This is a genomic window from Brevibacterium sp. VCM10, from assembly GCF_000583215.1.
In the GTDB taxonomy this organism is placed as follows: Bacteria; Actinomycetota; Actinomycetes; order Actinomycetales; family Brevibacteriaceae; genus Brevibacterium; species Brevibacterium linens.
In genome coordinates, this window is sequence record NZ_JAJB01000062.1 from 1 (window position 1) to 19,996 (window position 19,996).

Annotated in this window: 17 protein-coding genes; 13 read left to right on the forward strand and 4 right to left on the reverse strand. The window is 66.7% G+C overall.

From position 1 onward, the window contains the following. Positions 1-16 precede the first annotated feature (16 nt). Positions 17-892: a LysR family transcriptional regulator gene (locus tag AD89_RS0115850; protein ID WP_025780473.1), complete on the reverse strand. Its 876-nt coding sequence runs from the start codon at positions 890-892 to the stop codon at positions 17-19. A gap of 140 nt (positions 893-1,032) precedes the next feature. On the opposite strand from AD89_RS0115850, the gene mmsB reads away from it, so the two are divergent. The 3 genes from mmsB (at position 1,033) to AD89_RS0115865 (ending at position 4,992) form a co-directional block, all read left to right on the forward strand. Continuing rightward, on the forward strand, positions 1,033-1,938 hold the full coding sequence (gene mmsB, locus AD89_RS0115855) for a 3-hydroxyisobutyrate dehydrogenase (protein WP_025780475.1): 906 nt from the start codon (positions 1,033-1,035) through the stop codon (positions 1,936-1,938). A gap of 227 nt (positions 1,939-2,165) precedes the next feature. Then, complete coding sequence (locus tag AD89_RS0115860; RefSeq protein ID WP_025780476.1) at positions 2,166-2,906, forward strand: YggS family pyridoxal phosphate-dependent enzyme; 741 nt, start codon at positions 2,166-2,168, stop codon at positions 2,904-2,906. Between the two features lie 151 nt (positions 2,907-3,057). Continuing rightward, positions 3,058-4,992: an NHL domain-containing thioredoxin family protein gene (locus tag AD89_RS0115865; RefSeq protein ID WP_025780477.1), complete on the forward strand. Its 1,935-nt coding sequence runs from the start codon at positions 3,058-3,060 to the stop codon at positions 4,990-4,992. Between the two features lie 33 nt (positions 4,993-5,025). On the opposite strand, the gene AD89_RS0115870 is transcribed toward AD89_RS0115865, so the two are convergent. The 3 genes from AD89_RS0115870 to AD89_RS19455 all read right to left on the reverse strand — a co-directional run bounded on the left by AD89_RS0115870 (position 5,026) and on the right by AD89_RS19455 (position 8,650). Further along, the gene (locus tag AD89_RS0115870) at positions 5,026-5,985 is read right to left on the reverse strand and encodes a hypothetical protein (protein ID WP_025780478.1); all 960 of its coding nucleotides are present in this window, start codon (positions 5,983-5,985) and stop codon (positions 5,026-5,028) included. 64 nt (positions 5,986-6,049) lie between these two features. Next, a complete protein-coding gene (locus tag AD89_RS0115875; protein WP_025780479.1) occupies positions 6,050-7,123 on the reverse strand; it encodes a hypothetical protein in 1,074 nt (357 codons plus the stop codon). A 6-nt stretch (positions 7,124-7,129) separates the two neighbouring features. Further along, entirely contained in the window at positions 7,130-8,650 is a 1,521-nt protein-coding gene (locus AD89_RS19455) for an LPXTG cell wall anchor domain-containing protein (protein ID WP_155807495.1), read from the reverse strand. A gap of 323 nt (positions 8,651-8,973) precedes the next feature. Here AD89_RS19455 and dcd point away from each other — a divergent pair, with 323 nt between their 5' ends. The 10 genes from dcd (at position 8,974) to AD89_RS0115930 (ending at position 19,971) form a co-directional block, all read left to right on the forward strand. Next, complete coding sequence (gene dcd / locus AD89_RS0115885; protein WP_025780481.1) at positions 8,974-9,552, forward strand: dCTP deaminase; 579 nt, start codon at positions 8,974-8,976, stop codon at positions 9,550-9,552. After that, positions 9,549-10,670 (forward strand): hypothetical protein, encoded by a 1,122-nt coding sequence (locus AD89_RS0115890; RefSeq protein WP_025780482.1) that lies wholly within the window; start codon positions 9,549-9,551, stop codon positions 10,668-10,670. The genes dcd and AD89_RS0115890 overlap by 4 nt, the downstream gene beginning before the upstream one ends. A 130-nt stretch (positions 10,671-10,800) precedes the next feature. Next, positions 10,801-13,854 carry a Na+/H+ antiporter subunit A gene (locus tag AD89_RS0115895; RefSeq protein WP_231488725.1) on the forward strand — a complete coding sequence of 1,018 codons (3,054 nt, stop codon included), beginning with the start codon at positions 10,801-10,803 and terminating at the stop codon, positions 13,852-13,854. Next, the gene (locus AD89_RS0115900) at positions 13,851-14,483 is read left to right on the forward strand and encodes a Na(+)/H(+) antiporter subunit C (protein ID WP_025780485.1); all 633 of its coding nucleotides are present in this window, start codon (positions 13,851-13,853) and stop codon (positions 14,481-14,483) included. Before AD89_RS0115895 ends, AD89_RS0115900 begins: the two co-directional genes overlap by 4 nt. Beyond that, positions 14,480-16,060, forward strand: coding sequence for a Na+/H+ antiporter subunit D (locus AD89_RS0115905; protein WP_025780486.1), 1,581 nt, complete (start codon positions 14,480-14,482; stop codon positions 16,058-16,060). The genes AD89_RS0115900 and AD89_RS0115905 overlap by 4 nt, the downstream gene beginning before the upstream one ends. After that, positions 16,060-16,791 (forward strand): Na+/H+ antiporter subunit E, encoded by a 732-nt coding sequence (locus AD89_RS18900; protein ID WP_025780487.1) that lies wholly within the window; start codon positions 16,060-16,062, stop codon positions 16,789-16,791. The genes AD89_RS0115905 and AD89_RS18900 overlap by 1 nt, the downstream gene beginning before the upstream one ends. Beyond that, positions 16,791-17,348, forward strand: a complete 558-nt coding sequence (locus AD89_RS19460) for a monovalent cation/H+ antiporter complex subunit F (protein WP_025780488.1) — start codon at positions 16,791-16,793, stop codon at positions 17,346-17,348. Before AD89_RS18900 ends, AD89_RS19460 begins: the two co-directional genes overlap by 1 nt. Then, positions 17,338-17,733, forward strand: a complete 396-nt coding sequence (mnhG, locus tag AD89_RS0115920) for a monovalent cation/H(+) antiporter subunit G (RefSeq protein WP_025780490.1) — start codon at positions 17,338-17,340, stop codon at positions 17,731-17,733. The genes AD89_RS19460 and mnhG overlap by 11 nt, the downstream gene beginning before the upstream one ends. Then, a complete protein-coding gene (locus tag AD89_RS0115925; RefSeq protein ID WP_025780491.1) occupies positions 17,723-18,475 on the forward strand; it encodes a response regulator transcription factor in 753 nt (250 codons plus the stop codon). Before mnhG ends, AD89_RS0115925 begins: the two co-directional genes overlap by 11 nt. Then, on the forward strand, positions 18,472-19,971 hold the full coding sequence (locus AD89_RS0115930; RefSeq protein ID WP_025780492.1) for a sensor histidine kinase: 1,500 nt from the start codon (positions 18,472-18,474) through the stop codon (positions 19,969-19,971). Before AD89_RS0115925 ends, AD89_RS0115930 begins: the two co-directional genes overlap by 4 nt. Positions 19,972-19,996 lie beyond the last annotated feature (25 nt).

Below are 19,996 nucleotides of genomic sequence, written 5' to 3' on the forward strand. Positions count from 1 at the left end.
CGCCGTCGGGTAGCAATTAGAGGGATTCTAGGACTTTGCGGACTCCGGCGTTGCGCAGGGACTCGTGACGGACCGAGGCCCAATAGGACACCTTCTTGGAGAACAGCTCCGGCAGCACCTGCACGAGGCGCGAATTGCCGTGGGCGAGGAAGTCCGGCAGGATGCCGATCCCGGCCCCGTGCGAGGTCGCGAGCACATGCGCATGCACCGAGGTGGACCGGAAGAAGCCTGTCCCACGGGGAAGGGCATCGGCCGCCTCGTCGAGATCATCGACCCGCAGCGAATTCTCGATGTAGTAGACCATCCGGTGGTCGGCCAGATCATTCAGCGTCTGCGGCATCGGATGCGAGGAGATGTAGTCCTGCGAGGCATAGAGCTGGAGCCGGTAGTCGCGGATGTGCTTGGCAATCGACCGCGGGGCATCGGGACGCCCGACGACGATCTCGATATCGACACCCGACCGGTACTGCCTGGCCCGCTGCGTGGCAGTGATCAGCTCGATCTGCAGTCCCGGATGCTGCGCCTGCAGTGTGGTGAGCGCCGGAACGGCATACTCAAGGGCGAAGGCCTGTGGGCACGCCAGCCGGATCGTCCCGGACAGCGCCGAGTTCGAATGCGCATCGATGCGGCCCAGCGCGGCCTCGATGTCCTCGGCGATCGGCAGCAGCTGGCGCCCGGCGGCGCTGAGCTCCCACCCGTCGGGGGAAGCGACGAGCACGCGATCGCCATACGCCTTCTCGAGCGCGGCGATGCGCCTGGACACGGTCGTGTGGTTGAGCCCGAGGCTGTGCGCGGCGGCCGTGAACTTCCCCAGTCGGGCGACGGCGAGCAGAGTCAGCAGATCCTCGGGAGCGATCTGCAGACCCGAACTGCCAGGTGCATAGGAAGCCATAGTGGCCCCATTCTATCTGCGTCCGCGCACACAACCGGTGCGGAATAGGTGAGGCGGCCCGCCGGGCTTCCGTCCACCGACTGGCGTACTGTGAGAGGGAACACCTAAGAGTTGCTGAACATGATGCGAGGAGGCATATTATGTCGACGATTGGATGGGTTGGCCTGGGGAATATGGGCCGCCCGATGACTGCGAACCTGGTCAAGGCCGGTCACACCGTCAATGGTTTCGATCTCGTCCCCGAAGCCGTGGACGCAGCCGCGAAGAACGGGGTGAACCCCGTGAACTCCATCGCCGAGGCGGTCGCCGGTGCCGATATCGTCTTCACGATGCTGCCCAAGGGTGAGCACGCCCGCACCGCCTACCTCGAGCCCGACGGCGTCCTGGCCAACGCGGACCAGAGGACCCTCCTCGTCGATTCCTCGACGATCGACTTCGATTCGGCTCGTCTCCTCCACGCCGAGGCGAAGAAGGCAGGCTTCCGCCTCATCGACGGACCCGTCTCCGGCGGAGTCACCGGTGCCGAAGCCGGCACCCTGACGTTCATGCTCGGCGGTGCCGACGCCGACATCGAAGAGGCCCGTCCCGTCATCGAGGCGATGGCCGGCAACATCTTCCACGCCGGTGGTGATGCCGCAGGTCAGGCCGCGAAGATCGTGAACAACATGATGCTCTCGATCAGCCTCCAGGGTGTCGTCGAAGGCGCCGTGCTCGCCGATCGCTTCGGCCTCGATCCGAAGGTCTTCCACGATATTGCGAAGGTGTCCTCCGGTGACTCCTGGCCGCTGCGTACGTGGTACCCGGTGCCGGGCGTGACGACGACGGCCGCAGCGAACAACGAGTTCCAGCCCGGCTTCGCCACCGCGCTCATGCACAAGGACGTCGGCCTGGCCCTCGCCGGTGCCGAGACCCAGGGCGTCGACCTCCCGGCCGCCGCCCTCGTCCACGCACAGCTGCAGAAGCTCATCGACGACGACCTCGGCGGACTCGACACGTCCGCCCTGATCAGGAACATCGACCCGAACGCCGAGGGCCTGCCGAAGTAGGCACTGAAACGGGGCCGAGGCGGCACCGAGTTGCGGACGATCGGTGTCGAAGAACCACAGTGAATCCGACACAGATCGTCCGCAACTCGTTTCCCGGCCCGTTGGACCGGCCCGGTGGACCGGCCCGGATGCGGGCCCGTTCCCGTCGCGACACCTGGTGCGGGACTCGGCCGTCCGGGCATCCTCGGCGACCTGAAACTTCGTGCGGCTCATGCAAGACTGGAGTCATGAGTACGCCTGATTCTGTCTCTCCGCTGTCCGCCGACGACATCGCCGCCATCACCGGCAACCTCGACGAGGTCGCTGATCGGGCCCGGGCCGCCGCCGAGGCGAGCGGTCGCAGCGGGGACGATGTGCGAGTGCTGCTGGCGACGAAGACGCAGCCGGCGGAGAAGATCCGCGTCGCCCTCGAACACGGGTTCACGCTCATCGGCGAGAACAAGGTACAGGAGATCACCGGCAAGGCCGAGGCGCTCGCCGACCTCGATCCCGAGACCCACCTCATCGGACCGCTGCAGCGCAACAAGGTCAATCACACCCTGCGGCATGCTCAGTGCATCCAGTCCGTCGACAACCTCCCGCTGGCCGAGAAGATCAACAACCGCCTCGACGTCCTCGATGAGACTGTCGACTACTTCATCCAGGTCAACACCTCCCGCGAGGACTCGAAGTTCGGTGTCGCACCCGAAGACGCCGAGGAGCTCATCACCGCGACCCGGGCACTCGGCCGGATGCGGCTGCGCGGACTCATGACGATCGGACTGCCCGGCAGCAGCCCCGAAGAGATCCGCCCCAGCTACTCCGACCTGCGCGAGCTCAGCGAGACGCTGCGCGGATCAGGGGTCATGCCCGCCGAGGCGGCCGAGCTGTCGATGGGCATGAGCGGCGACTTCGAACTCGCCATCGCCGAAGGAGCGACGATCGTCCGCGTCGGATCGAGCATCTTCGGCGCCCGCGACTACTCCTGACCGCTCGTCCGCGCCCGCGACTACTCCTGACCGGTCCTCCACACCCGCACGGGCCGACTCGGCTTCCGCCGCATTCCCAGGCGGGGGAGAGAACCGTCACTTGATGACGTTGGGAAGGCCGCCTCGGTGGAGGATCTGCGATCATAGAACCATGAACAGCAGTCCAGATATCTCCGCGTCAGCCACCTCCTCGGCACAGGACGTCAAGGTCCGTGCGCCCGAACTCGTCGGTCGCCGGTGGATGAACTCCGGCGGCAAGGACCTGACCCTGGCCGATCTGCGCGGAAAGGTCGTCCTCCTCGACTTCTGGACGTTCTGCTGCATCAACTGCCTCCACGTCCTCGACGAACTGCGCCCGTTGGAGGAGAAGTACGCGGGTGAGCTCGTCATCATCGGCGTGCACTCGCCGAAGTTCGAGTTCGAACGCACCGTCGAAGCCGTCGATCGGGCCGTGGAGCGCTACCAGGTCGAACACCTCGTCCTCGACGATCCCGACCTCGTCACCTGGCAGGCGTACACCGCCCGCGCCTGGCCGACCTTGGCCGTCATCGACCCCGAGGGCTACCTCGTGGCGACCATGTCCGGAGAGGGCCATGCCGCCGGTCTCACCGAGATCATCGAGGGCCTCATCGACGAGCACTCGGCGAAGGGCACCCTCCATTCGGGTGACGGACCCTACGTTCCGCCACCGGCACCGGAGACGGATCTGTTCTACCCGGGCAAGGCCACTCGCCTGCCCTCGGGCCACCTCCTCGTCGCTGATTCCGGACACCACAGCCTCGTCGAATACGACGACGATGCGGCCACGATCATCCGCCGCATCGGCACCGGTGAACGCGGCGGCGTCGACGGCGATTTCGCCTCGGCGAGCTTCAGCGAACCCGGCGGCATCACCGTGCTGCCTGCCGATCTGGCGGCCGAAGTCGGCTACCAGCTCGTCGTCGCCGACACCGTCAACCACACCCTGCGCGGAATCGACCTGACGAACGAGACGGTCACGACGATCGCCGGCACCGGCGAGCAGCACATGGTCGGCGCCATCGACAATGTCCGCGGCAAGCCCGGTGAGCTGGGACGATACGACGGGCCCGCCCTTGATGTGAAGCTGTCATCGCCATGGGATGTCCTCTTCGTCCCCTCCACCGCCGAGGTGGTCGTGGCGATGGCAGGCAACCACACCCTCTGGTCTTTCGACCCGAAGGCCGGCACGATCCGCATCCTCTCGGGCACGATGAACGAAGGTCTGGTCGACGGCGATGGGGAGTCTGCGTGGTTCGCTCAGTCCTCCGGTCTCGACCTCGGGCCCGAGGGCGAGGTGTTCGTCGCCGACTCCGAGACCTCGGCGATCCGCCGCCTCGACCCGGCAACCGGTGAGGTGTCCTCGCTGGTGGGCGTCGGTCTCTTCGACTTCGGCTTCCGTGACGGATCGGCCGCCGAGGCGCGCCTGCAGCACCCGCTGGGCGTGCGCAGTCTGCCCGACGGGTCGGTCGCGATCGCCGACACCTACAACGGTGCGATCCGCCGCTTCGACCCGAAGACCGAGGAAGTCACGACTCTGGCGCGCGGACTGCGCGAACCCTCGGACATCGTCCTCATCGACAATGCGGGCACCTCCGACGACGCCGAACTCATCGTCGTCGAATCCGCGGCGCACGCACTCACTCGGGTGAAGCTGCCCAAGGACGCTCAGAAGGTCGACGAGGGCGCGCTGACGACGAAGCGCCCGTCGACCGAGATCGCCTCCGGCCCGGTGTCGCTGACCGTGAGCTTCACCGTCCCGGCCGGTCAGAAGCTCGACGACCGCTGGGGCGACCCCACGTTCCTGCAGGTGTCTGCGACTCCGCCGGAACTCATCGTCTCCGGTGCCGGAGGAGCCGAAGGGCTCAGCCGCGATATCGTCATCGATCCCGAGTTCACCGAGGGAGTGCTGCACGTGACTGCCCGGGCCGCCGCCTGCGATGGCGAGCCCGGGGGAGAGATTCCGCTGCACGCGGCCTGCCACCTCTACCAGCAGGACTGGGGAATCCCCGTCGAGCTCGCGGACTCGGCGCCGAACGAACTCACCCTCGACCTCCGCGGCGCCTGAGCGCTCGGCCACCGGAGTGAGGGCCGCAGCCGATCAGGCGATGGAGACATCGCCGAGGCGACGCGGCTCGAAGCTCACCTGTGAGGACCTGACGACCACTGAGCCGCCCAGGACGAAGGAGAGCTTCTCGTCGAAGTCGTGTTCGGCAGCGGTGACGATGTCTCGGTAGCGTCCCTTGACCCGCACCTCGACCGTCGAAGGGGTGAGCTCGAGATCATTGCCGGACGAGGTCAGTCCGATTTGCGGACTGCGCTCGAGCGACCACGAGACATCACCGATGATCTCGTTGTCCGTGTCGTAGCCGAAGACGCAGCCGGCCGGCATGAGGGTCTTCGACTTCATGCAGTCCTGCAGATGGTCGGTGACCTGCTCTTCCACGGTCTGCTCGAGCTTGGCCGTCGGCTGTGGCGAGAGCTTCACGGTGGGGGAGTCGCCGGGGGCGGTCACCTCGGTGCGTTGGGATCTGGACTTCAGATACGTCGCATCGAACCCGACGAGATAGCTCGCCGGGAACAGCACCGGCACACTTCCGGTGCTGACTCCGTAGCCGTTGACCGTCGCCGTCGACGATCCGGAGACGTCGAGGGTCAGCGTCGGCCAGTTTTCCTGCTCGATGGCCCATCGGTTGAAGAGTCCCGCGCTGGCGGGCAGGCGGACCATATCGAGATCGACGGTCTGCTCCTGCGAGGAGAGGTTGAAGCTGAGTCGGACCTTCGCATGGTCGCCGTCGACGGAGACGGTCTCGGCTTCGGGATCGCGCGGCAGATCGGGAGCCGCCGAGAGGACGTCGTCGCTGAGCGCCAAGGTCGACGACGGTGTCGGGGCGGACAGGTAGGAGAAGGCACCCTGCGCATCGCCGTGTTCGACCGCCGAGATATAGGCCTCGGCGGCCCGGGCGGGCGTGTAGACGGTGAGGTTGAGGAGGGGGACCGCTGCAACCGTGAGGACGATGACCGTCAGTGCTGAGATCAGAAGTCTGCGCGAGGTTCGCATGGCGCTCCTGATTCGGTTGGGGACTGAAGGGGGACTGGGCAGTTCTCAGTCTATCTTCCGCCCGTCACTCAACCGGGTAGGCGTGCAGGGCGGAGGTGTCGACCTCGACGAAGACATGCGTGCCGACCTTGACGTTGGTGCGCAGTTCGGTGATCGTCGCGCCGAGCCCCGGATGCAGAACCCCGAATCCGATGGCCGGCGTCTGGGTTCTCGGCACGCCGGCGAGGTCGGCGAGGTCGACGTCGAGGGCGAGGCCCATCTCAGTGTCGACCGGTGAGAGCTTCGCCTGCAGGCAGGAACCGCGATCACGGAGTCCGGTGACGATGGCTTCGAACACCGTCGCCGAGGTGAACGCCGGGTCGTGTTCGTCCAGTGACAGGAGGGCGGCGCGCCACCCCAGAGTCACGAACACCTTCCCGTCGAGTTCGGTGCGGGCGCGCACGGCCGAATGGCCGATGGACAGCCAGCCCTTCCGGGCCAGCCCGGAATAGACGTTGACCCCGCTGAGCTCGGCCGGCAGCGAACCGCGCGGTTCGGTGACGATCTGCTCCAGGGAACCGAGCGCGACGAGCTGGTCCTTCTCGATGTTCGCCACCCCCGCCTCGGCGATGGCGTGGTCGGTCAGCGAATTCGAGCTGAACACCACTCCGCGGCCCTCCCCGGCGACGAGTTCGGCGAAGCGACTCCGCAGCCCGGTGCGCAGATGGCCGGGGACCACGCCGAAAGGGTCGATGAGGGTCAGCCACCTCGCGCCGCTCGCCCAGGCCGCGGCCAGGGCGAGGCGGGCACGATCGGTCGCATCGAGATCCTCGAGGCGACGGCGCAGAACATCGGGGCGCAGCCCGAATGCCGTCAGTGCAGCTGATGGATCCGCTGCCGATGCCGCCTCCCCAGATCCGGCATCGGCGTCGCGAAGATAGCTCTTCATCCAGCTGCGCACACGCAAGCGACCCGACCGGCGTCCGGTCGGGAAGCGTGGTGGTGGTGCGACGTGGGGCAGGGCGGCCGCAGACAGCACCACCGAGGTGGTGCTGTCCGGGCTGCCCATCAGTCCGAGCATTGTCCCTGCTCGCAGACGTCCTAGGTCGATCTCGCGTCCGTCGAGCTGCAGCCCCGCGAGGGACAATTCCTCGTTCAATGCGGTTTAGAACTCCGCGGGATCGTCGGCGGCGTTCATCCGCCGACGGGTGATGATGACGGCTGCCGCACCGACAGCGAGCAGACCGACGCCGAGCGCCAGCCCGGTCATCTCGGCACCGGTGCGCGGCAGGTCACTGCCCGAATCGCTCTGGCCGCCGCCGTTTCCGTCTCCGCCTTCGTCGACGTCGGTGCCGTTGGTGAGCACCGTGAAGCTTCCGCCCTGGGGCTCATCGAAGCTCTCGGCCTGGGCGCGCACGTTGTAGGTGCCGAGCACGGACTTGACCTTGGCCTGGACACCGAAGGTGACCTTGCCGTCGGAATCGGCTTCCTTGGTCATCGTGTACCGGTCGACCTTGCCCTGGGCATGCTCGACCGTGATGGTGACCTTCTCGCCGGGCTGAGCGCCGCTGACGCCGATCTTGATGCCGTCGTTCAGGAAGTCCTCGGAGCTGACCTCGGTCGGGTTGATGAACATGGATGCCTGCGCATCAGCGGCAGGCTTCTTGTCCTCGGTGCCGGGGCTGGCCGGACCGGTGGACTCGGCAGCCTCGTCGTTCGAGTCCTCGTCCTCAGTGCTCGGAGCCTCGGTGGTGGGCTCCTCGGACTTCGGCGCCTCGGTGGTGGGCTCTTCGGACTTGGGTGCCTCGGTGGTGGGATCCGAAGTCTCGGTGGGCTCCGAAGTCTCGGTCGGCTCCTCGGCCGGTCCCGGGGCGGCGCGCTTGGCCCGGTCGTCCGGCTCCTCGGTCTCCGAGGGGCTCGGCTTGGGCGCCTCGGTGGTCGGCTCCTCGGTCTTCGTCTCCGTCGGTTCCGGGGCCTTCGTTGTTGGGTCCTCGGTCTTCGTCTCCGACGGCGAGGGTGACGGCTTGGGTGCCTCGGTCGTCGGGGCCTTCGTCGTCGGCTCCTCGGTCTTCGTCTCCGTCGGCTCCGGCGACTTCGTCTCGCTCGGAGTCTCCGATGGAGTCTTGATCGGACCGGTGGCCGACTCGCACTTGTCGTCGTCGCCCGTGCCCGGTTCGTCGACCTCGGAGGCCTTGGAGACGACCTCGAAGGTCACCTTCGAGGACTTCTTCTCGGACTTGAGGTCGGTGAGGTAGAGGGAGTATTCGCCGGCAGGAACCTTGGCGTCCTCGGTGACGGTGAAGAAGTAGGTGCCGGAGACCTTGCCCTCCTCATCGACGGTGAGCTTCTTGTCCGGCGTGTATTCGGTGCCCTCGGTGCCGACGACGGTCACCGTGGCCTTCTGGTCCGGGGTGAATCCGGTGCCGGAGAAGCCGAGTCCCTTCTTGTCGTCCGCGATGTCGGCGCGGGTCACCTGCGCCTGCGCAAGGGTCGCCTGCGGGTCCGACTCGTCGGGAACCGAGGAATCCGATTCGGAGCTGCTCGATGACTGCTGATCACCCTGGGCGCACAGCGGTTGCTGAGGGACCGAAGCGGTGGACTCTGTCGCTGCGAACGCCGGGGCGCCAGCAAGACCTGTCAATGCAACGGCTACTGCGGGGGCAAGCACAAGACGCGAGGTCTTCACAGTAATGCCTTTCGATTGTTGTCTACCCACGAAAGACGATGGACTCCCGGCATTCCTTGGCTTAAGAAGGGGAAGGCACCATCGTGCGCGGGTCCGTACAGCTCATTACCCTAAAGCATTCACCCGCCGCTATGGGGAGACACACGGGGAAGAATCAGGAGAATTCCCGAAAATCGTTATCTGGTTGTTACATAACGCCGGCGTGTCGGTGCACTTTGCGTGCGGATTCCGGTAGCTCGGATCATGGTGCGGCGGGCGCAAGGAGTGGGTGCGGAGAAGGAGATTCTGAGCGTGCGGAGCCCGGAACGACTACCATCGGAGACGTGACTCTGCTTTCAGACCGCGACATCCGCGCCGAGCTCGACTCCGGCCGCATCGCCCTCGACCCCTACGACCCGTCGCTGATCCAGCCGGCCAGTGTCGACGTGTGTCTCGACCGCTGCTTCCGGCTCTTCGACAACCACAAATACGCGGTCATCGATCCGAGCCTCGAGCAGCCCGAACTCACCCGCTTCGTCGAGGCCGCTCCGGGGGAGCCGTTCGTCCTCCACCCGGGCGAATTCGTCCTCGCCTCCACCCATGAGCTCGTGACTCTGCCCGTCGACGTCGCCGCTCGGCTCGAGGGCAAGTCCTCGCTCGGACGTCTGGGCCTGCTGACCCACTCGACGGCCGGATTCATCGACCCCGGCTTCAGCGGCCATGTCACGCTGGAGCTGTCGAACGTCGCGACCCTGCCGATCACCCTGTGGCCGGGAATGAAGATCGGCCAGCTCTGCTTCTTCCGGCTCAGCTCAGAGGCGGAGAATCCCTACGGTTCCCAGGCCACGGGCAACCGCTATCAGGGGCAGCGTGGCCCGACTGCCTCCCGTTCGCATCTCAACTTCTACCGGAGGGACATGTGATCACCCGCCGCGAACTGCGGCTGCAACGCGAAGCCGCTGAACGCGCCGCCCGGGAACAGGCCGACGCCGCGCGCTATCAGAAGCCGGACGCCCGGGCCGCGAGTCGGCGACGGAGCGGAATGCCGTCGACGGGGCGGCCCGGCTACGGCGGTGACACGTCCGCGCCCGAGGACACGGCCACCTCGGCGGATCTGCGGGGATTCCACCTCATCCTCCTCGATGACGCGGTCGAGGTATCCGACGTTCTCGCGCTCATCCACAACAAACTGCCCGACCTTCGCCCGGTGCTCGACGAGCACGGGCAGATGCGACTGAGCCGCCACTCCCGACTGAGCTCGGGGGTCGCACTCGATCCCTCCGATGCCGCCGCGCTCGAGGTCCCCGACTGGGCACAGCACGCCATCGTCATCGACTGCCCGCGGGACCGGCAGCCGACCCCGCCGCCGGACTGGTTCGCGGACGCCGACGGACTCCACGAGGCCTTTCCCGCTGGGATGCCGGACCGGGAGGAGGAGCGGATGCTCAGCCTCATGCTCTCCGTCGCCTCCCGCCTCCACACGGGCGTGCGTCTGGCCGACGAGCCCGGACTGCCGACGCGGGTGATCATCCCCGACCCCGAGGCGAAGATCGACCTCTACATCTACTCCTCGTATTGGTTGGAACCGCCCGTCGTCCTCGACTTCGTGCGCCGCCATGCCCCACAGGCCTTCCAGCAGGCCCTGCCCACTCCCGACGAGGATGTGCTGGCCCAAGCGAGCATCGACGATCCGCTCTTCGACCCGTCCGCCCCGGTCATCCTCGACGGCTATGCCCTGCTCGTCCCGCTCGGCGAGATCGACGAATCCGCCGGCAGCCTCGAGATCCGGGTGATGGAGGCCGAGTGGGTTCCGCCGATCATCGCCGCCCACACCGACGCCCCGCAGATCGAATACCACGTGCATTGGATGGATGCCGAGTCGAAGCGCTATCAGCCGAACCAGGGGCGCCGATTCCGGCGGATGCGCAGCCGGGTTGCTGAGCTCACCGACGCGATCGGGGCCGAGCTGCTCATCGGCTCGGCGGGCATCGGACTCGACGAGAACGGCTTCCTCGTGACCAGCCGACAGCTCCGTGCATGATCGGTGCCATGCCAGGGCAGGACCGGTCTCAACTGACGTCCTGCGATTCGGGAAACGACACCTGTCCGTGCGAAAATGACCTGACGAACCTTTCTCACAAACAGGCATATGACGGGGGTGGCCGCCGGTGATGATCATGACAGGAGCCTTCTTCGGGGCATCTGTCATCGCCTACCCCCTGGTTCGCCTGCTCGGCCGCAGCGCCTTCTTCCTCCTCGCCCTCGTTCCCTTCGCGGGACTGCTGTGGAGCCTGTCGGCGATCTCCGATCTGTTCGGCCCCGCGGCCCAGCCGCTCGTCGAGAATCTCGACTGGCTGCCCGAGCTCGGCCTCTCCGGAGTCTTCCGCCTCGACGTGCTCTCCTGGATCATGACGCTGCTGGTCACCGGGGTCGGTGCTCTCGTCTTCGTCTACTGTGCACGCTACTTCCCGCCCGACGAGCCGGGCCTGGCTCGGTTCGCGGGAATCTTCATGGCCTTCGCCGGAATGATGTACGGGCTCGTCGTCGCCGACGAACTGCTCATGCTCTACCTGTTCTGGGAAGGCACCACAGTCTTCTCGTACCTGCTCATCGGGCACAGCCAGTCCCGCCGTCGCTCGCGGCAGGCTGCCCTGCAGGCGCTCATCGTCACCACGGCCGGCGGCCTGGCCATGCTCGTGGGCATGATCCTGCTCATCACCGCCACCGGCACCGGGCAGATCTCGACCCTGATCGCCCGTGCCCAGTCCGGGATAGACACGGGCGGAGTCATCGTCTCCGCCGTCATCCTCATCCTCGTCGGCGCGATCTCGAAGTCCGCGCTCATGCCCTTCCACTTCTGGCTGCCCGGCGCCATGGCCGCACCCACCCCGGTCAGCGCCTATCTGCACGCCGCGGCGATGGTCAAGGCGGGAATCTACCTCGTCCTGCGCCTGGCACCGGGCTACCACAACATCCCCGGCTGGTCCGAGGTGCTGCTCACCCTGGGACTGCTGACGATGTTCATCGGCGGGTGGCAGGCGCTGAAGCAGACCGACCTCAAACTGCTTCTGGCCTTCGGCACGGTCTCGCAACTCGGCTTCCTCACCACCATGGCCTCGTTCGGGACTCCGGACATCACGAAGGCGGCCCTGGGTCTGCTCATCGCCCACGCCCTGTTCAAGTCGTGTCTGTTCCTGTGCGTCGGCATCATCGACCACCGTGCCGGCACCCGTGACCTGACGAAGCTCTCCGGCGGTTGGAGGGCCTTCCCCGTCGTCGCCGTGTGCGCGACGATCGCAGCCGCCTCAATGGCGGGGCTGCCGCCGCTGCTCGGCTTCGCCGCGAAGGAAGCCGCGTACTCGACCCTCCTGTCCTCGCCGGACAAGACCTCGGTCATCGCCTTCATCGGGATCATGATCGGCTCGATCCTCACCGTTGCCTACTCGGCCCGCTTCGTCTGGGGCGCGTTCTCCTCGAAACCGGGAGTCGATGACATCGCCCGCCGCGACGAGAAGCTCACCCTCGTCGTCTCCCCGCTCATCCTCACCGCCCTGACGCTGGCGCTCGGGCCGGGAGTCGGACTGCTCGACGGCTACTTCTCCGCCTGGACCACCGGACTGCCGGCTGTGGCCGAGGGCGACGGGCACTATCACCTCGCGCTGTGGCACGGATTCGAACCGGCGCTCGCCTTCACCGCTGTGACCGTCGCTGCGGGCCTCGCCCTGTTCATCGTCCGTCGTCCCTTCGCGAAGGTTCAGGCGACACTGCCGTCGGGACTGGACTTCCACGAGCTCTACCGGATGCTCATCGGCTGGACGGAGGCCCTGGCGCTGTGGGTCACCGCCCGCACCCAGCGCGGTTCGCTGCCGTTCTACCAGGGCGTGGTCTACTTCGTCCTGGTCGCCGGATTGGGTCTGGCGATCATCGCCAATGACACGTGGAACATCACCTTCCGGCTCTGGGACACTCCGCTGGATCTCATCGTCGCGGCCGTGCTCGTCATCGTCGCGATCGGGGCCACCCGCGCGAAGAAGCGCTTCACCGCCGTCGTCGTCACCGGCATCTCCGGCTATGCGATGGTCGCCTACTTCGCCTTCGTCGGCGCTCCCGACCTGGCCCTGACCCAGGTGCTCGTCGAGACCATCACGATCGTCGTCTTCGTCCTCGTTCTCCGCCGGCTGCCGGCGCGCATCGGTGAGTCCACCGGTCGCCTCACCCCCGCATGGCGGGCGATCATCGGCGGCGCCGTCGGCATCACCATCATGCTCGTGGTCCTCATCGCCACCGGTGTGCGCGTGGCCGATCCGATCTCCACCGACTTCGGACAGCTCGCCTACGAGCTCGGCCACGGCAGGAACATCGTCAACGTCACCCTCGTCGACATCCGCGCGTGGGACACGATGGGCGAGATCTCGGTGCTCGTGGCCGCCGGGACCGGTATCGCCGGTCTCATCTTCGTGCGCGGTCGCGAAGGTCACCTGCACCGGTTCGAGAGGAAGAAGGACGGCACCGAGGCGGCCGGCCGCATCCGCTTCCAACCCGTGGCCGAGGACGTCGTCGATCTCCACCACGCCGGCCGTGGCGAGGGCCTGTCGCAGAAGCGAGCGTCCTGGCTCATCGCCGGACGCACCCTGGCCCCGCGCAACCGGTCGATCATCCTCGAGGTCACCGCACGCCTCATCTTCCACGCCGTCATCATCTTCTCCGTCTATCTGCTCTTCGCCGGCCACAACGACCCGGGCGGCGGATTCGCCGGCGGCCTCGTCGCCGGCCTCGCCCTCGTCGTGCGCTACCTCGCCGGAGGCAAGTACGAACTCGCCGAGGCGGCCCCCTTCACCCCCTCGGGAATGCTGGGCACCGGCCTGGTCACCGCGATCCTCACCGTCATCGGAGGGTGGATCTGGGGTGAGACGGTCTTCGACTCCGTCTACCTCGAGGGCGATCTGCCGCTGCTGGGCCACGTGTCCTTCGGCACGTCGACGTTCTTCGACATCGGCGTCTACCTCATCGTCGTCGGCCTCATGCTCGACATCCTCCGCTCGCTGGGGGCCGAGGTCGACCTGCACCAGGAACGCGACGAGGCGATGCTGACCGACCGCATCCACGACAATGTGAACTTCTCCGAGAACCTGGGGGCGACTGCCGAGCACCGAGCCGTGTCCGAGATCATCGACCGGGTCAATGAACTCGACGTCGACAACGGTGCGGAAGGGGGCCGACTGTGAGCGTCTCCTTCGTCATGGTCCTGGCCATGGGCGTCCTCTTCGCGGCCGGCATCTATCTCATGCTCGAACGCTCCCTGACGCGCGTTCTGCTCGGCTTCATCCTGCTCGGCAACGGAGTGAACCTGCTCATCATCCTCACCGCCGGGCGCGGTTCCCCGCCACTGACCGACGGTGAGAACCTGTCGACCGCGGGCATGTCCGATCCGCTGCCGCATGCCCTCGTCCTCACGGCCATCGTCATCACCTTCTCCGTGACGGCATTCCTGCTGGCGATGATCTACCGGTCCTGGAGGCTCATGCGCGCCGATTCGCTGCAGGACGACGACACCGACCTCCAGGTGGCGATCACGAAGCTCATCGACTCCGAGGCGGAGGCGAGCACCGACTACGACGACACCGAGTTCGGCGACGAGGCGGAGTCCCCGATCACCGGCGCCATCGACCTCGACGACGACGGCACTCCTGCGGAGCGGGAGGAACTCGTCGACGATATCGAGGATGCGTCGACTCCGGCCGAGGCCGATGCCATCGCCGAGGCGGCCGTGGACTCGCAGACGGAGGCCCACAGTGCCGAGGAGGCCGAAGTCGCCGACGAGGCCAAGGACGCCAAACAGGGAGACGACTCATGATCGATCTTCTGCCCGTACTCGTTCCCCTGCCGGTTCTGCTGCCGCTCATCGGCGCCGGCATCGCGCTGATCCTGTCCAAGCACACGCGGGCGCAGAATCTCGTGTCGATCGCGATCCTGGTCGCGGTCATGGTCATCGCCACGCTGATCCTTCTCGGGGTCGATGTGCACGGACCGCAGGTCGTGGCGATCGGCGGGTGGCAGCCACCGGCCGGCATCGTGCTCGTCGCCGACAGGCTGTCCTCGCTCATGCTCATCGTGTCCTCGCTGGTCACCCTGTGCGTGCTCGTCTACGCACTGAGTCAGGACGCCAACGACGACTCGAACGAGACCCCGATCTCCGTGTTCAACCCCAGCTACCTGGTGCTGTGCGCGGGCATTGCGAACTCGTTCCTCGCCGGAGACCTGTTCAACCTCTACGTCGGCTTCGAGATGTTCCTCGTCGCCTCGTATGTGCTGCTCACGCTCGGTGCCACGGCGGAGCGGATTCGGGCGGGAGTCACGTATGTGATCATCTCGCTGGTGTCCTCGGTGATCTTCCTCGCCGCCATCGGCATCATCTACGCCGCGTGCGGCACCGTGAACATGGCGCAGCTGGCGGAGAGGATCTCGGATCTGCCGGCCGATGTGCAGATGATCCTCCACGTCCTCCTGCTGTTGGGCTTCGGCATCAAGGCCGCGATCTTCCCGCTGTCCTTCTGGCTTCCCGACTCGTACCCGACGGCACCGGCCCCGGTGACTGCGGTCTTCGCGGGACTGCTGACGAAGGTCGGCATCTATGCGATCATCCGCACCGAAACTCTGCTGTTCTCCGAATCGTCCCTGCGGGTGCCGCTGCTCATCGCGGCGGGCCTGACGATGCTCGTGGGCATCTTCGGCGCCATCGCGCAGTCGGAGATCAAGCGGATCGTGTCCTTCACCCTGGTCTCCCATATCGGCTATATGCTCTTCGGCGTGGCCCTGGGGACGAGTGTGGGCCTGTCCGCGGCGATCTACTACACGGTTCACCACATCATCGTCCAGACCGCGCTGTTCCTGGCCATCGGACTCGTCGAAATGCGCGGCGGGTCCACCTCGACGAGGTCGCTGGGCGGTCTCATGGTGCTGTCTCCGGTGATCACGATCATCTTCTTCATCCCGGCGCTCAATCTCTCCGGCATTCCGCCGTTCTCCGGGTTCATCGGCAAGGTCGCGCTCTTCCTCGCCGGATTCGACGATCAGGCGTGGCTGCCCACGGTCCTCATCGTCGCCGGCACCGTGACGAGCCTGCTCACCCTCTATGTCATCGGCCGTACCTTCAACCTCGCATTCTGGCGTGATCCGGCCGATGTCGAAGAGCCGAACGAGGACCTCGTCGACGAGTTCACGGAGCGGAAGAAGACGCTGTTGGCGGGGAAGACGTGGAAATCTCAGATCGGAGTCCCCCCTGCCATGGTGGCGGCCACCTCGGTGGTGGTGATCGCCTCCATCGTGCTCACGATCGCCGCCGAACCCCTGTGGGACATGTCGAACCGGGCGGCTGAGAACCTCTCGACACCGCTCGACTACGTCACGAACGTACTCGGAGGTGATGACTGATGAGTCCCGATCGCGAGCACGGAGGGCCCCGAAATCAGGACCAGGACGGTGCGCAGGGCCGGGCCCGAGCTCAGCGACAGGTCCGCGACCAGGGCCGGACCCGCGACCTGGGTCCGGCCAGCGGCCAGGGCCAGAACCGTGCGCCGGCTCCCAACCGGGCGCGGATGAGCCGGGGCCGCGGAATCATCCAGCAGCTCGTGCTGCTGATCTCGCTGGTCCTGCTGTGGCTGATGCTCTGGGACGCGATCACGGTGGTCACCGTGGTCACCGGAATCGTGCTGGCCTTCATCGTCACCCGCGTGTTCTATCTGCCGCCCGTCGTGCTGTCCGGACGGTTCAACGTCTGGCATGCCACGGTGTTCGGCCTGTGGTTCCTCTACTCGGTCCTCCACGCCTCCGTCGAAGTCGCCTGGTACGCGTTCCGCCGCAAGGCGGTCGGAGCCGGGTCCGTCATCGCCTGCGATCTGCGCACGAGCTCGGATCTCGTGCTCACCCTCATCGCCGATACCGCCAGCCTCATCCCCGGGTCGATCATCATCGACAGCGACCGGGCCATGGGCATCCTCTATCTGCACTTCCTCGACTGCGATTCCGAGGAGAAGCTGCGTAAGGCCAAGGCGCAGGTCTACTTCATCGAAGAGCTGCTCATCCGCACTCTCGGTTCGCACCGTGACCTCGCCTCCCTGCGGGCCAGGCCGGATCCGCTGGGCGAGACCGAGGGAGGTCGCTGATGAGTGAGATCGTCCTCCACACGCTCGTCATCGCCGGTTCGGTGCTGTTGGCCGCCTCGGTGGTCATCGCGCTCTTCCGGATCGTCCGCGGTCCGTCGATCCTCGATCGCATGATCGGCACCGACGTCGTGCTCGCTTCGATCATGTGCGGGCTCGGCGGGTATATGGCGCTGTCCGACCGCACGGATCTGCTGCCCGTGCTCGTCGTGCTCGCGATGCTCGGCTTCGTCGGTTCGGTGAGCGTGTCGAGGTACGTGTCGAAGTCCGATTCGATGACCCCCGGCGCCGAGGCGGGGGCACTGTCGGACTTCACCAGCACGGATTGGCATATGCCGCGTGATGCGGGGGAGCAGAGCGCCGCAGCGACGGAGATCGGGGAGCCGGAGGTCACCGTGATCGCGGATCCCACCTACAACGCCCACGCCGACAGCGACGGAGAGGGCGAGGGCACCGGGCCCGACCCGGGACCCGATGACGCCGAGCACATGTCGCACGGCGACGGATCGGATCGAGACGGATCGGATCGAGACGGAGAGGGGAACAGTCGTGGTTCTTGACATCATCTCAGCCGTGCTCATCTTCCTCGGTGCGGTTCTGTCACTGGCCGCAGCGGTCGGTCTCGTCCGCTTCGCCGATCTTCTCTCGCGGATGCATGCGAGTGCGAAACCCCAGGTGTTGGGCCTGGTGCTCGTCGCTGTGGCGATCGCGATCCAGTTCCCGACCTGGGCGACGGTGACGACGCTGGCGATCATCATCTCCTTCCAGCTGGTGACGATCCCCGTCGCCACGCATATGGTCGGCCGCGCCGGATATCGCACCAAGCACCTGCGTCGATCTATGCTGTACCGAGATGAACTCGCCGAGGCGGTCGATCGTGCCGAGGCGAGAGAGATCGCCTGGGAACGCCAGAGAGGAACCGGAACTGACCACCATGACGGCTGACAATCACACCCAGCCCCAACCACTCGTCTTGGTCGCCGATGATGAGCCGGACGTCCTCGGAGCGGTCGTGCCGTTCCTCGAACGCTCCGGATTCCGGGTGCTGCCCGCCAGCGACGGACTGCTCGCCCTCGACGAGATCCACCGCCACAGACCCGATGTGTGCGTCCTCGACGTGCTCATGCCCGGAGCCGACGGCCGGCAGGTGCTGCGTCGACTGCGCCAGGAGGAGAACTGGGTTCCGGTGCTGCTGCTGACCCAGGTCGGCGAAGGGGTCGAGCGGGCCATGGCACTCGAAGAGGGCGCCGACGACTACCTCAACAAGCCCTTCGATCCGCACGAGCTCGTCGCCCGCATCCGTGCCGTCCTGCGTCGCACCCGCAATGACGGCCCGCCTCTGGCCACGGCCCCGGTGCTCGTGTCCAGCTTCGGCCTGCGCGTCGACCGAGTCGGACGCCGGGCCTGGTTGGGGCAGCGTGAACTCGTCATCACGCCGAAGGGCTTCACCCTGCTCGAGTACCTCATGGTGCACAAGGACGAACTCATCGAACGGTCCCGCCTGCTCGAAGTGCTGTGGGGATTCGAAGAGGCCGTGGGCACGCGTGCCGTGGACTCCCGTGTCGCCGAGCTGCGTCGTGTGCTCGGCGAAGATGCCGCAGAGCCCCGGTGGATCGCCACCGTGCAGGGGCGCGGCTACCGGTTCGTCGGTGAGGTCCGCGGCGAGGACGGTCAGAGCAGTCTATGACGAACTTCCTTGTCTTCGAGATCCAGGTCTGGCTGTTCCTGCTGCTGGTCGTCATCGTGCTCGGCGGTCTGGCCGTCGGTGCCTGGTTCGGCTGGCGGCATCTGAAGAAGCGTGAGGCCGCGCTGCGGGAATCCATCGAGACAGCCGCGGCCGAGGATTCGATGACGAAGCGCAATCGGATGCTCATCCGACTCGATCACGAGTTGAAGAATCCGCTGACGGCGCTGCGCACCTCGGCGGCGAGCATCCGCGAGGTCGTCCGTGACGGCGGCACGCTGAGCGAGGTGGAGCCGGCAGCGAAGCAGGTCGACGTGTCCTCACGCCGGGTCGCCCGACTGCTGGCCGATCTGCGCAAACTCGCCGATGTCGAGACGCGCATCATCGAATACGCCCGCGTCGATCTCGATGCGCTCATCCATCAGGCCGTCGAGGACGCCTCGACTGCGCCGGGCGCCGAGGATCGGATGATCGTGGCCACCGTCGCCCGCGCTCCCTGGCGACTGCCCGATGTCGCCGGTGAAGAGGATCTGCTGCTCACCGCGATCCTCAACCTGCTGGGCAACGCCCTCAAATACTCGTCTCAGGCCGAGGTCGTTGAGCTGCGCGCCAATGAGCAGATCATCGACGGCCACCGCTGGGTCGTCGTCGAGGTCGCCGACACGGGCAGCGGCATCCCGCTGGCCGAACAGGAGAACGTCTGGGACGAGCTCTCTCGCGGTTCTCGTGTGCGGGCGGTGGCCGGTTCGGGGATGGGGCTCTCGCTCGTGCGTGCCATCGTCACCAGGCACGGCGGATCCGTGCAGCTGTTCAGCCAGGAGGGCGTGGGCACCTCGGTGCGTATGGTCCTGCCGGTCCTCGCCGATGCCGCACCCGTGACCGTTCCGCAGATGTCGGATCATATGGATCGGGTCGCCGCCGGTTCGCATGCGGTGCAGCCGGTACAGCAGGCGGATTCGCGGCGGGCACCCGGATTCCTGCCTCCCCGGCAGCCGAATGAGGCCGAACTGCAGGGGCGGATCCTCGGCACTCCCCGGCGGACGTCGAAGCGTCGCCTCGAGAGAGTCGACGGAAACCTGGTCAACCGTCGGACGGGCGAATCCGTCTCCGGCGGATTCCCACCCGATTCCGGCCAGCATTCGCAGTTCAAACCGCCCCGGCAGGCACCGAACGTCGGCGGACAGAACCCGGGTTACGGGCAGCCGCCAGTCGGCAGCCAACCGCACTCCGGCCCGCAGAACTTCGGCCAGCCCTACGCGGGAGGTCAGCCGAATTCGGGCCCGCAGAACTTCGGACAGCAGCCCGTCGGCAGCCAGCCCGGTGCTCCGTACAACGGTCAGCCGCCTGCAGGCAGTCAGCCCGCCGGACGACCCCCTGTCGGCAGCCAGCCCAATTCAGGTCAGCAGCCGCCTCAGCAGCAGTACGGACAGGCTCAGCCGAACCAGAACGGCCCGGAAGCGGGGTACCCGGACCAGCGTCGGCACGGTGACCAGCGGTGAGACCGGTGACCGGACGAGCGGCATC